The sequence below is a fragment of the Caballeronia sp. BR00000012568055 genome, from assembly GCF_029439455.1.
In the GTDB taxonomy this organism is placed as follows: domain Bacteria; phylum Pseudomonadota; class Gammaproteobacteria; order Burkholderiales; family Burkholderiaceae; genus Caballeronia.
In genome coordinates this window covers 1-11,239 of sequence record NZ_JAQFVG010000254.1, presented here as the reverse complement: position 1 = coordinate 11,239, position 11,239 = coordinate 1, and the positions used below count along the sequence as shown (strand labels likewise).

Below are 11,239 nucleotides of genomic sequence, written 5' to 3'. Positions count from 1 at the left end.
TATAACCATAGATACTGGTTGCACCATAGGTGGCCGCGCTGATCACGAAAACGCGGGCTATGCTTTCGCCCGTATAGATCAGGAATATCCCTGAAAGTGAGAACCCGACCAACGCGGCATAGAGCCAGAAGCTGATCTGCGCCTCACCGCGACTCATGTTATCGATGCGAAAACTCAGAAACATGACCAGCCCGAGCGGCGCGAGCGGCACGAGCCAGAACAAAGGAGTATCGGCAATCGATACATAGATGCCGGAAGCGGCGCCACAAAAAGCGATGGCCCAACAACAGCCGCGATTTACTTCGCGAGAAGGCCGGCGCGCATCGTGGGAAGCTCCGGCGCCGGGGGAAATACGCTCCACGAGCCATCGACGTGGCGGAAGAAAACGATGGCGAGAGGGCCGCTGGACGTGCGGCCTTCGAGCCTGACATAGCGAACGCGATCTCTGAGAAGGCGGCCGACACCGGTGACGTGAGCGGGCATCGCAAGCGTCGGGGCCAACCATTTGTCGACCAGCGACCTGAGGGAAACGAAGTTGGCGTTCATGATCCTCTCCTAAATCGACCGGCGACACGTGGTCGTTGTCATTGCGTGATTCAAGTATTGGACAAGCGGTCCGAAGGTGAAATCAGCGAGGACTGAGATTGGTGTAGTCGATGCCATTGGCTTGTAGGCAACTCCCTACAGTGAATGCGGAATTTGCACTCATTCCGCTTGATTTTCATCAACCGTAGTCTCGAGCCTGCCGCCACACTGCCTCGAAGACGATTCGAACACGTAAGGAGCGAATGGCTAACCTGCTCTTTCCCGTGGTGGTGTTCCTGATTGTCCGCTTCGACCTCACGCCGGGGATGTGGCTCAGTCCTCTCATGATTCTCGGCACGCAGCGGTGCATCTTGTTTAACGTGATCGCCGGTGCGAGCGCGCTCACAGCGTCCGGTGGCACCTGGAATGCCAGCATCGTTTCTAAAGCCGTGAGCCGGGGACCGACGCGGGCGATTACCCTAGCATTGCGCTGGGCATTTCGGGCCGGCTTGTTCCAGACGCTCGGGCACCAGGGCGTGCGGCGGGATTTGAGTATCGCCGCATATTCCGGATTAAAGCTTCGTCGCCTTGCACGGCGTGAGGCGTGTGCTCTGGCGAGTTTCCTCGAGTTTGAGGGAGGATTCCAACACGTCGGTCGACGACGCGATGAAGCGACGGGCCCACTCGATAGCATCGCGCTCGGCACTGGCCTTGGTCGGCTGCACTGTACCTAGGCGAAATGTGACCTTTGGCACTTTGATGGGCTTCGAATAGTCGCACTGCCGCGAGAACAGCGCTTCCGCGATCCAGCCGTCCACACGTTCCGGAAAAATCTCGACAAAGAATGGCTTCAACGAGTACATAGCGGCACTCCACACGAGCGTGCTGCCTACCTTAATGCGGCCATCCTTTCGCTATCTGACTCAGATCAATCCAGCACCTTATATGGTGGGGGCAGCATCGCGGAGGTGATCGAATTCGTCGTTAGCGATCCGCGATTGCTTGCTCTGCTCCTCGCGCAGAAAGGCGATTACAGCGGCATGCCAGTGGAGCAGACGCGTTTCGGCATGCATGCTGTTGTGATCACCAATTGTCTAAACGGCGCTTGGTATCCGGCGGCGGTACGGCGTTTTTGCGCAAACACTCGTTCCGGTGATCGAACAGGCGGGCGGCGCCATTCGACTCGACGCCAGGGTTCGCTCGTTGCACATTGAAGGCGGCGCGGTCACGGGCGCGCGGCTCGACGACGGAACCGAACAGCATGCAGCTGCGGTTTTTCGGCCATCGGCGCGCGTAATACGGTGGACTTACTCCCGGAAACACTGCGGCATACCGCATGGTCGCAACAGGTATGCTCACTCCGACCATTGGTCTGTCACGTGACGTTGTATCTCGGCCTTAACGGCAACATCCGTTCGCATGGCACGTCCCCGGCTAACCAATGGTCCACGAAGACTGGACCACCGATAGCGGAGTGTGGCGTGAGGTTATCCTGGGAGCGGAAGCGGACAAAAGCGCTGAACGAAAAATTGGAGGAAAGGCGGTCCCGATTTTGTTCGTGTCGTTTCCGTCACTGAAGGATGCGGCATACGCGCCCGGTGATCATCAGCGGCATACTGCAGAAGTGGTGGCCATGATCACTGGGAGCGATTTTCGCAGTGGCGCTCGTCGGTCCTGCAGGACAGGCCCGAAGCCTACATGGAATTCAAGGCGACGCTCGAACGCAGCATGCTCGCACAGTTCGTTCATCACTTTCCAGAACTGGCGCGGATGGTAAGCGATCGCGAACTTTCCACGCCACTCACCATGCAAGCCTATACGGGAGCGCAACAGGGCGCCAGCTACGGGACCAAAGCAAGTCCGCACCGGTTTCTTTCGAATGCGCTGAACGTGCGCTCGCTCATCCATGGACTGCTTTCTGGCGGGACAGGACGTCACCGGTGCCGGTGTCGTGAGTTCGATGATGTGCGGCGTCCTCGCGGCTACAGCAATCGAATATCGGATCTACTCGCACGTCGGGTAGCCGAAGCGCGCGAAGGGCCGTGAGTGCTTAGCGCTTTCAGCCGCTCGGGCCTTGCCGGCCTTCCTAGGACGCATTCGCCGCAGAAAGGCTGATATTTTCCCGAATGGCCGAGCGGCCCGGTTGTCGTCAGCGACGATGCCCAAGACGAGCCGTACAGTCGACGCAATCAATACAAAAGAATTCGGTGCACAGTTGACATAAAGCGAATTATCGAATTTTAAGTATGTAGATGTAGAGTCGCACGTCATGGAAGACAGTGCTTGGTTTCACGTGAGATTTTGTCCGCCCAGTCGCTTCGACGCACAATATTTGCACTATATCCCCCCTTTTTTTGGTCACTAGGCGTAACCGCGACACCAGCGACGAGGAGAACGTCGGCTTTCATACTCGGCGGTGGTATTGATATTTGTGCTAAAATTGTCCTCATTATGTGCGTGGAGCGAGCCATGAATTCGGATACCGGTGCTATTCCCAGTGCAAACTTGAGCTTCGACCGGTTCATGGCCTCATTACGCGATCCCGAAGACCCAGCCCCGATTGTCTCCGCTCGGCGCTTCGGCGAGGCCTTGCATATTGACTTGCAAACCCTTGCCCAGCAAGCACACGTCCATCGGAACACCATCAGCCGGCAGCCTGCGTCCGAAAGCGTACAACGATTCCTCCGCGACGCTCTGCGGGTCATCCGTGCCGCGACGGATATCTCAGGCGATGTCACGAAGGCGCTGTTCTGGTATCGCAACGAACCGCTGCCGGTGTTCAATTACAGAACCGCCGAGCAATTGGTGTCCGAAAGCCGGGCGGATGACGTCCTTCGTTACGTTTCGTCGCTCGAGGCGGGTGCGGCAGGATGATCCTCACAGAATTGGCTGGGGTAACTGTCTATCGTATGCACGTTCCCCGGTGGGCTGTTGCGCCGACAAGCGGCGCGGGAGCGGGAACGCACGGCGGTCGCGCGAATCGTGTCGGGCTGAATGCGCTCTACTTGGCATTCGACCACGACACGGCCATCAGAGAGTATCAGCAGCTGTCGTCCTTGATGCCACCGGGGACCCTGGTCAGCTACAACCTCACGGCCGCTCCGATTGTCGATTTCACCGGCGGGTACGACAGCGGAAAGTGGTCTGCGTTGTGGGAGGATTTCTATTGCGACTGGCGTCACTGCTGGTTCAATGAACGGATCGAGCCGCCCAGCTGGATCCTTGGCGATGAGGTCGTCGCCAGCGGCGCCAAGGGTATCCTCTTTAAATCACGACTGAAGCCTGACGGTACGAACCTCGTTCTGTACACCGAACGTCTTGACCCGACAGACCACTTCGACGTCTACGATCCATATAACGCTTTGCCGCGAAACCAGTCTTCTTGGGATTGAGCTTCGGAGAGCTCGGCGGACATCAGGGACCGTACGCCCTTGCCTCCCCAACGGAATCGATATCCTTAAGACATTCCGTGTCAAACATGCCCTTGCAGCCGACGGTTTAGCAAGATCGATTGTTTGCACGGGCAATATACTTCGCATTACGAATGATCATGCTAATTATGTAAAATCAAGGCCGGCGTTTGACTGTGAGAGGCAGTCGCATGTTGGGAGGTTTTGTGAATCGTCGGTGAGATCTCCGGTTGAGCTGCTCTCGCAACCATTCAACCTGCACTTCACCCGTCGACAACCCTCGTTCTGGATGGACGCAAAGTGCATTCTCGGCCAATACGATCTGCACGAAGCCGGGCTTCGACCGCGTAGTCTCGCTCAAGCGGGGCGCGAAGCGCGTCGCGTAACACGTTGTTGTCTGACGCGCAGTCGTCACAAGTCGTCCTCGCCTGCACGAACTCAGCCATCTCGTTGGGTAGCGTAATACTCTTCTCCCCCGATCGGGGAATGTCTTGTGCGATTGTCTTTGCGCTCAAAACATCAAAAGCTGGCGCGGTGTCTCGCAAAGTACGTCTCGCGTTGCTTCGCATCGCGAATCCACTCGTCAATTGTGGTGCGCTGCGTGGCGTAGTTCTGCGTCGACTCGTATTGGTTGAAGGGCCAGTCGCTCGCCCAAAGTAGGCGGTCTGCGCCGAACGTTTGGAGCAAAAGAGGCGCCGCGCTGCGCGCTACGTCAAAGCTCGTCCGATACGCGCCGGACAGCTTCACCCAGACCTGACGACTTTCGGCGTATGCCAGCAAGCGTCGAACCCCAGGGTCGTCGATGCCCTGCTGACGGTCGGGCATGCGAAAGTGATCGACGACCACTTTCACGCCTGACGCAACGAGCGGCGCCAACGATTCATGAAGACGTGCGGCGCGATCGTTGATTTCGATATGCCAGCCCCGCCTGACGCGTTCGGCGACGGCTTCAGCCCACGCGCCAGACGAGAATGCGTATTTCGGGGAAGTTGAACGCCCGTTTCGGTGAAGTCGAACAGGCCAGAAGGGAGGTGCTGCGTAGTGCTTAGATTGTACTGCGAGTGTTCGACATCAGGCTACTTTTTGATCAGGCGCACTCTTCTTGCGCATCGAATCGCCCTTTAACGCGAGCTTGTGAGCCTGATGAACGAGGCGGTCGAGTATTGCGTCGGCGAGCGTCGGGTCTTGGAGCCAGGCGTGCCAGTGTTCAAGGGGCAATTGGCTGGTAATGATCGTGGACCGTGTGCCGACTCGGTCGTCGAGCACTTCGAGCAAATCGTTGCGCGCGCCCTGGTCGACGTCCTGCAGTCCCCAATCGTCAAGCAACAAGACGTCCATTTTTGCGAGCTGAGCAAGCCGACGTGTGAAGCTGCCGTCGCCATGGGCGATCTTCAACTCCTCGAACAACCGGGCGACCCGCACGTACAGCACGGAGAAGCCTTGTCGGCAGGCCTGCTGGCCGAATGCGCATGCAATCCATGTTTTCCCGGCGCCAGTGGGCCCTGTGAGGATGAGGTTCTGTGCATTGCGGATCCAGTCACAGCTGGCGAGTGTCGCGACGAGACTCTTGTCGAGGCCTCGGCTCTGTCAGTACTCGATGTCCTCAACGCAGGCTTGGGGATTCTTGAGTTTCGCAGACTTGAGCAATCGCTCGAGCCGCCGCGTATCGCGCCAGGCGATTTCACGATCCACCACCATGCTGAAGCGTTCGTCGAACGACAGGCTAGTGCTGGCCGTCAGCGCCGCCTGTTCCTCGAACGCGCGAGCCATGCCGTCCAGCTTGAGTCCCTTAAGCTGGGAGAGGGTTTGCTGCATCAACATCGTGACCTCCTAAGGTCAGTGGTAATACTTGGGCCCTCGCACATTCTCGTGCAGCGGCGACTGCCATTCGATGGCCCCGCTTCGTGGCAACGGCTGCTTGTCAGAGCCGGTTTGCAGGATGGTTCGCACGGAGCGCTGGGTCGGCGCACCAATCACGAGTGCTCGCTGGCACGCCGCTTCGAGTCGCTCCTTGCCATACTTGCGCGAGAGTGACAGCAGACCGAGGCACGAGCGGTATCCCATTTCCGGGTGCGGCCGGTTCGTCAACAAATGCTTGACGATCGCCTCGGCGCTCACACCGATCGATGCGCCCCAGTTCAGCAGCCGACTTGGCGTCCATTCCAGGTGCGCGCGGTACGCCGCCGGCATATGCTCGGCCACGGTGGTGTACTTCCCCTTTAGCCGACTGCGGGCGTGGGCGGCAACTCGTTTGCCGCCGTGCAGGATTTCCACGCCGTAACGTGTTACGCGCGCGTGGACTTCCTGACGCACAAGGCTATGCGGAGCGCTGTAATAGTGGCCATCGACCTGGATATGGGAGTCAATGTTGATGCGGCATTTCTGGAAGGTGGCGATCTCGTATCGTCGCGTCGGAAGCGGGCGGAGCGCCGGCTTGTCGAGCCGCTCGAACCACTCGCGTCGAGTGCCATCGAGCTTCTTGAACGGCCGCGCATTCAGATCGTTGATCAACCCGGAAATCGCTTTGTTCAGTTCGGCCAGACTGTAGAACCGGTGATGCCGAAGGCGGGCAAGAATCCAGCGCTCGACGATCTGAACGCCGACCTCGACCTTCGCCTTATCCTTCGGCTTGCGCGGGCGTGCGGGCAGCATCGCGGTATCGTAATGGCTCACGAAGTCCTGCGTGGTCAGGCCGAGCGTGGGTTCGTAGCGGTCGGCGTTCGAGATCAGTGCTCTCGGGTTGTCAGGCACAAGCAACCTTGGCACGCCGCCATAGAACTCCATCGCGTCAGTGAGGCCACCGATCCAGTCGGGTGTCGCTTCCGAGCGCGTGGCGCACGCATACGTGTAATTCGATGCGCCGAGCACGGCGACGAAGATGTGTGCCTTGAACGCGATACCGCCATTGCGATCGAGAATCGGCACCGTTTGCCCGGCGTAGTCGGCGAACAACTTCTCGCCAGCGTAGTGTTGCTGGGGCATCGACCGCTTTAACGTCTGCGCCCAATCCTTGTATCGCTGACAGAACTGCGTGTAGCGCAAGGTCCGCTGGCCAGGGTTCGCTGCGACGTATTCTTCCCACAGCAACTGCAACGTCATTCCTTTGCGGCGTAGCTCCCGGTGCACCCCGGCGCAGTCCGGTTCTATGCGCTTGCCCGTGGCCGTCGTCGGAACGCTGCCAGTGACAAGCAACTGCTCCAGCTCTGCCTCGGACAGCGGCTCGATCTTCGCCCAGTCCAGGCCGGCCGAAGTGGCAAGTTGTAGATATTGAGTAATGGTGCCGAGCCCGACGCCGAGCGCGCTGCTCACCTGTCGGTGAGACAGATCGCAGGTCCATTTGAGGCGAAGCACATCTTTTATTTTGCGCATGGTCGTCCGGTGAGCCGGCATCGTCGGTTTCTCCCAAAAGGAGTCACCTTAACCGCCGGCGGATTGGGCCATCCGCAGTACCGCCAACCGAAATCGCGCCGCTCGTTTCGGTCCACCGAACACGCATTTCGGCGGAGTGAACAGCCGTTTCGGCGGGCCGAACACCAATTTCGGGCAGATGAACACGCGTTTCGAAGAGCCGAACGCCGATTTCGGAATTCCCCGAAACCGTTCGACTTGAAGCGAAACGCCTGTTCACCTTCCTTCGGAAAACCCGTTCGACTTCAACCGAAATCCGTGTTCGGCTTCGCCGAAATACGCATTCAGCACCCTGCCCGTTCAAACTGTCTGCTTCAACGCCGCATTGCTGGCTCAACAGCAGAGAAATCGGACATTGCTAATGATCCAGGCATTGGACATTTCTATTTGGCCGTGACATATAAGCAGTACTGATTTACTTGCGTTCATTGGCTTTTACCATATCGACCATGACAACTCAGACACGAGTTCAGCGATAGTTGCCATCGACGAGGTGCGATTGAACGCTCACTTCCGACCCACAACGGCCGTCTGCTGTGCCGCAAAGCGGTCTGTTCACGCCATGCAGATCGACGCCGATACCGTTGTGCCTACATTTATTTACGATGCGGTCAAGCGCGTCGATCGCAGTGATGTCCCAGAAATGCGCGTGGTACAGATCGATCTGTACCGACCGAACGCGCTCATGGAAATCCAACTCGGAAACTAGCACCTCGAAGGAAGCGAAGAAAACCTGCCCACGCAAAACGTACCGCCGATTGCCCAATTATTCGTCCAGTGATGACTCAACCACCACGACCTTACGAACCTTTGCCGTAAAGAACAGCGCGCTCAGTAGAACGCCAACGAGCGCGCCGATTGCAAGGTTGCTAGTTGCAACAACCACATTTACCGTCGCAATCGTGACGACCGATGAGCTCTTTGGATGCGAGCGGAGGTTTGGGACCGAGCGCTAGCTAAACGTACTGATAGATACCATGATCATTACTGCGACCAGTGCTGCCATCGGAATCTGCTCGACCCCAGGCCCCAGAAAAACCACCAGCACAAGCAGGGATGCACCGGCGACAAACGTGGAGAGCCGTCCCCTCTCTCCTGATTTCACTTTGATCACCGTTTGGCCGATCATGGCGCATCCAGGCATGCCTCCAAGAACCTTGGCCGCGATATTGGCGATACCTTGCCCGCGGCATTCGCAGTTTTTATCGCTTGGCGTATCAGTGTAGTCGTCAACGATGGCTGCGGCCATCAGTGACGCAAGCAAACCGACAACGGCAACGGCAAGAAAATACGGAAAGGTGATTTTCAGCGATTCGAATGAGAGCGGCATCTTGGGCCACGCTGGAATCGGCAACTCGTTAGGGAACGATCCCATGTCGCCAACCGTACGCAATTTCAAGTGCATCGCCATCGAGATGCCGGTCAGGACGATGATGCATACCAATGGCGAAAGGACGGCTTTGGTCAAGCGAGGCAGAAGGTAGATGATTCCGAGACCTCCGGCGACCATCACGTAGACGTAGGGCGGAGCGTCGTGCAGTTGTGGCAACTGTGCCATGAAAATGAGGATCGCCAATGCGTTGACGAAGCCGGTGATGACCGACCTGGACATGAAGCGCATTAGTCCACCGAGTCTAAGTAGCCCAGCGCCGATCTACAATAAATCCGCAAGAATACCGGCCGCAAGCACGTATTCGACGCCGTGATATTTGACTAGGGAGATGATGACAAGCGACTGCACGGAGCGATCAGCTATCAAAGGAAATGCTACAGCCGCTAGGAATGGAAAGTTCATTCGTAGGCCCCATGAGTGTCCCTGGCCGCATCGCGGACGGACATTTTTGCAATGGGCAGCGTGCGCCGCAGTGGCCTCTTTACGCCTGGTATGCAGCAGGCGCGATGCGATCCAGTGCTGCCGACATGCTACGATTTGGGGAGGCGAAGCTCGGGCACGCCGACATCGATGGCCGCCCGATTCCGGCCGAATTGACTGCCGCAATGCGCAAAGCGCAAAGACCGCGCTACACACACCCAAACGGAAACGCACAACAGGGCATGGCATGGGTAATTAACAATGGCAGTGGAACCCCCGGAATACATCCAGAGGATTTTCAAGAATGGTGGCACGGCAGGATTCAGTTCGGTGATTCTTGTGAATCCGTTCAAGGATGCGGCAGTGTTCATTGTTATTACCCAGAACGACGCACCGTTGGCGCCGGTCGCTCTGGCGATTGGACGACATCTAGAGTAAAAAGAAGATCTTGTGAACGACATGGGCAGACCAGCACAGGCGGTTTGACACGAACAGGTATCAGATTTGCTCCACTAACAAGCCTGCGCATGCAGGCTAACCAGGAGCAAGGCGCCATGAATGAAGATCAAGTGAAGGGTGTGGCTGAGAAGGTCAAGGGGAAGATTAATGAAGGGATCGGGAAAGTGACGAACGATCCTGTTCAGGAAGCAAAGGGCGACGCTCAGCAGGTCGCCGGCGAAGCCCGCAAGCAAGCAGGCGATGCGCAGGAAGCGCTGAAAGATGCGGCGACGCAGCATGGCGACGCCACCAAGCCTTAAGCGCGAAGTTGAGCGCCAGCGCCCGCTTCCTGCGGGCGTATGGCACAGTGACGAGGCTGTAGATTAGATTGCGGCTCCCTACGTGCGCCTATTTTACGATCCCAGTGGTCATAATCCCGCTCAACGCTGGATGTGCATAGCCGCAAAATTGCGCGTCTACAGATGGTTGGCGTGTGCCCCGCCTCTCCGCTTACAACAATAGAGCAAGGCGAATTCGGCTCGTAACGCGGCCCACGAAGGCCGATCGCCTGTGGATCATTTACAGCGCCGTGTTTTGCGCTTACAACAAGCTTAGACGCCGACTGATTCGAGGACATGTACTTGCCTAAAGTTAATCATCCTCATAAACTTGAAGTGGTGCATCCACGGCACATGTAATTTGGTCGAGGCCCGTCTTCCAGTTGAGGCGGGCCTTTTTTTATCTCAAGTTAATGCCAGATACGCCGTAAAGTTAGTTGGTGGCATCCGTTTGCCCCGCGTGAGAATGGAAGTACGACATTGGCCCGTCGCGCGACGGGCTTTTTTTCATGCGCGCCGGCCGGGAAACTTCAATGAGGCTATATAGCCTCCTTGTCACGTCAGAACGCTCGCACTCGTTGGGTAGCAACATATGGTGCACATCGGGAGCGCTACAGCGATCCGAAGTCCCGTCAAACACTTCCTGTGGCAATGCAATGGGTTCATACGAACTCCGGAGACTTGGTTGGATCGAAATCCTTCCATTCACCCTCGCTCCACTGCCCGTTGGCGCGCTCGATTTCGGCTGCACCATGTGCACGAAGCGCTTCAATTAACCGCTCCTCGCTCACATCTACTGCGTTGATCGCGAGCATGACTCCCGCCTTTCGTACGAGCTCGGAGGACGTGTCCGGTGGCTGCGTTTCGCTCTGAGATTGTCTGGTTCGAGACATTGCTCCTGATAGCGACCCAATGTAAGCGCCCAAACCTATTCCTACGGCGATGACAATCCAAGGGATATTTATCAGCACAACGCTGGCAGCTCCAATGGCCCCGCCAATGACCCCGCCTATAACTATGCCCTTGCCTGCACCTTTATGCGCCGCCTTAGCCCCTTCGTCGGCTATAGCATCCCCTCCGATCGGCGTATGGTCATGTTGGCCAGGGGAAGTGACATAAACGATCCAAACGTCGTCATCCGAAACGCCTTCAATCTGCAATTCCTTGGCCACGGTGCCCGCGTGCTCAAAGGTATCGAAACGCCCAGCAATGATATTTGCCATTGTTCGCAGTCCAGGAGGATTAACCATTACCAACGTAAACAAAATCAACTTCTGCACTAACCATGCCTGCCGGACGCGCTCGAG

At 57.4% G+C, this 11,239-nt stretch carries 10 protein-coding genes and 5 pseudogenes; 6 read left to right on the top strand and 9 right to left on the bottom strand.

Features of this window, described 5'->3' with window-relative positions:
- A partial coding sequence (locus P7F28_RS33870; RefSeq protein ID WP_277185361.1) for a Bax inhibitor-1 family protein occupies positions 1–361 on the bottom strand: 361 nt, incomplete at its 3' end.
- On the bottom strand, positions 298–546 hold the full coding sequence (locus P7F28_RS15250; protein ID WP_277185360.1) for a hypothetical protein: 249 nt from the start codon (positions 544–546) through the stop codon (positions 298–300). The genes P7F28_RS15250 and P7F28_RS33870, both read right to left, overlap by 64 nt.
- Positions 547–791: 245 nt before the next feature.
- Between P7F28_RS15250 and P7F28_RS33740 the strand changes: the two are divergent.
- Positions 792–992: pseudogene (locus P7F28_RS33740) on the top strand (sulfonate ABC transporter permease); the annotation flags it as partial.
- A 105-nt stretch (positions 993–1,097) separates the two neighbouring features.
- On the opposite strand, the gene P7F28_RS15245 reads toward P7F28_RS33740, so the two are convergent.
- A complete protein-coding gene (locus P7F28_RS15245) occupies positions 1,098–1,388 on the bottom strand; it encodes a hypothetical protein (protein ID WP_277185359.1) in 291 nt (96 codons plus the stop codon).
- Between the two features lie 220 nt (positions 1,389–1,608).
- Positions 1,609–1,788: a hypothetical protein gene (locus P7F28_RS15240; RefSeq protein ID WP_277185358.1), complete on the bottom strand. Its 180-nt coding sequence runs from the start codon at positions 1,786–1,788 to the stop codon at positions 1,609–1,611.
- 435 nt (positions 1,789–2,223) lie between these two features.
- On the opposite strand from P7F28_RS15240, the gene P7F28_RS15235 reads away from it, so the two are divergent.
- From P7F28_RS15235 to P7F28_RS15225, 3 genes are all read left to right on the top strand, one after another.
- The gene (locus P7F28_RS15235; protein WP_277185357.1) at positions 2,224–2,571 is read left to right on the top strand and encodes a hypothetical protein; all 348 of its coding nucleotides are present in this window, start codon (positions 2,224–2,226) and stop codon (positions 2,569–2,571) included.
- 423 nt (positions 2,572–2,994) lie between these two features.
- Positions 2,995–3,399 carry an antitoxin Xre/MbcA/ParS toxin-binding domain-containing protein gene (locus P7F28_RS15230; RefSeq protein WP_277185356.1) on the top strand — a complete coding sequence of 135 codons (405 nt, stop codon included), beginning with the start codon at positions 2,995–2,997 and terminating at the stop codon, positions 3,397–3,399.
- Positions 3,396–3,917, top strand: coding sequence for an RES family NAD+ phosphorylase (locus P7F28_RS15225; protein ID WP_277185355.1), 522 nt, complete (start codon positions 3,396–3,398; stop codon positions 3,915–3,917). The genes P7F28_RS15230 and P7F28_RS15225 overlap by 4 nt, the downstream gene beginning before the upstream one ends.
- A 537-nt stretch (positions 3,918–4,454) precedes the next feature.
- On the opposite strand, the pseudogene P7F28_RS15220 reads toward P7F28_RS15225, so the two are convergent.
- The 4 genes and pseudogenes from P7F28_RS15220 to P7F28_RS15205 all read right to left on the bottom strand — a co-directional run.
- Positions 4,455–4,910 (bottom strand): annotated as a pseudogene (locus tag P7F28_RS15220) (amidohydrolase); the annotation flags it as partial.
- Positions 4,911–5,006: 96 nt separating this feature from the next.
- Positions 5,007–5,756 (bottom strand): annotated as a pseudogene (gene istB, locus P7F28_RS15215) (IS21-like element helper ATPase IstB).
- Positions 5,757–5,771: 15 nt separating this feature from the next.
- On the bottom strand, positions 5,772–7,325 hold the full coding sequence (istA, locus tag P7F28_RS15210) for an IS21 family transposase (protein ID WP_277185354.1): 1,554 nt from the start codon (positions 7,323–7,325) through the stop codon (positions 5,772–5,774).
- Positions 7,326–7,893: 568 nt separating this feature from the next.
- Positions 7,894–9,138: pseudogene (locus P7F28_RS15205) on the bottom strand (SulP family inorganic anion transporter); the annotation flags it as partial.
- Here P7F28_RS15205 and P7F28_RS33865 point away from each other — a divergent pair.
- Positions 9,108–9,494, top strand: a pseudogene (locus tag P7F28_RS33865) (serine hydrolase); the annotation flags it as partial. The pseudogenes P7F28_RS15205 and P7F28_RS33865 sit on opposite strands and share 31 nt — an antisense overlap.
- Positions 9,495–9,710: 216 nt before the next feature.
- Positions 9,711–9,914 (top strand): CsbD family protein, encoded by a 204-nt coding sequence (locus P7F28_RS15200; RefSeq protein ID WP_277185353.1) that lies wholly within the window; start codon positions 9,711–9,713, stop codon positions 9,912–9,914.
- A gap of 680 nt (positions 9,915–10,594) precedes the next feature.
- On the opposite strand, the gene P7F28_RS15195 is transcribed toward P7F28_RS15200, so the two are convergent.
- On the bottom strand, positions 10,595–11,239 hold a 645-nt coding region (locus tag P7F28_RS15195), incomplete at its 5' end, for a hypothetical protein (RefSeq protein ID WP_277185352.1).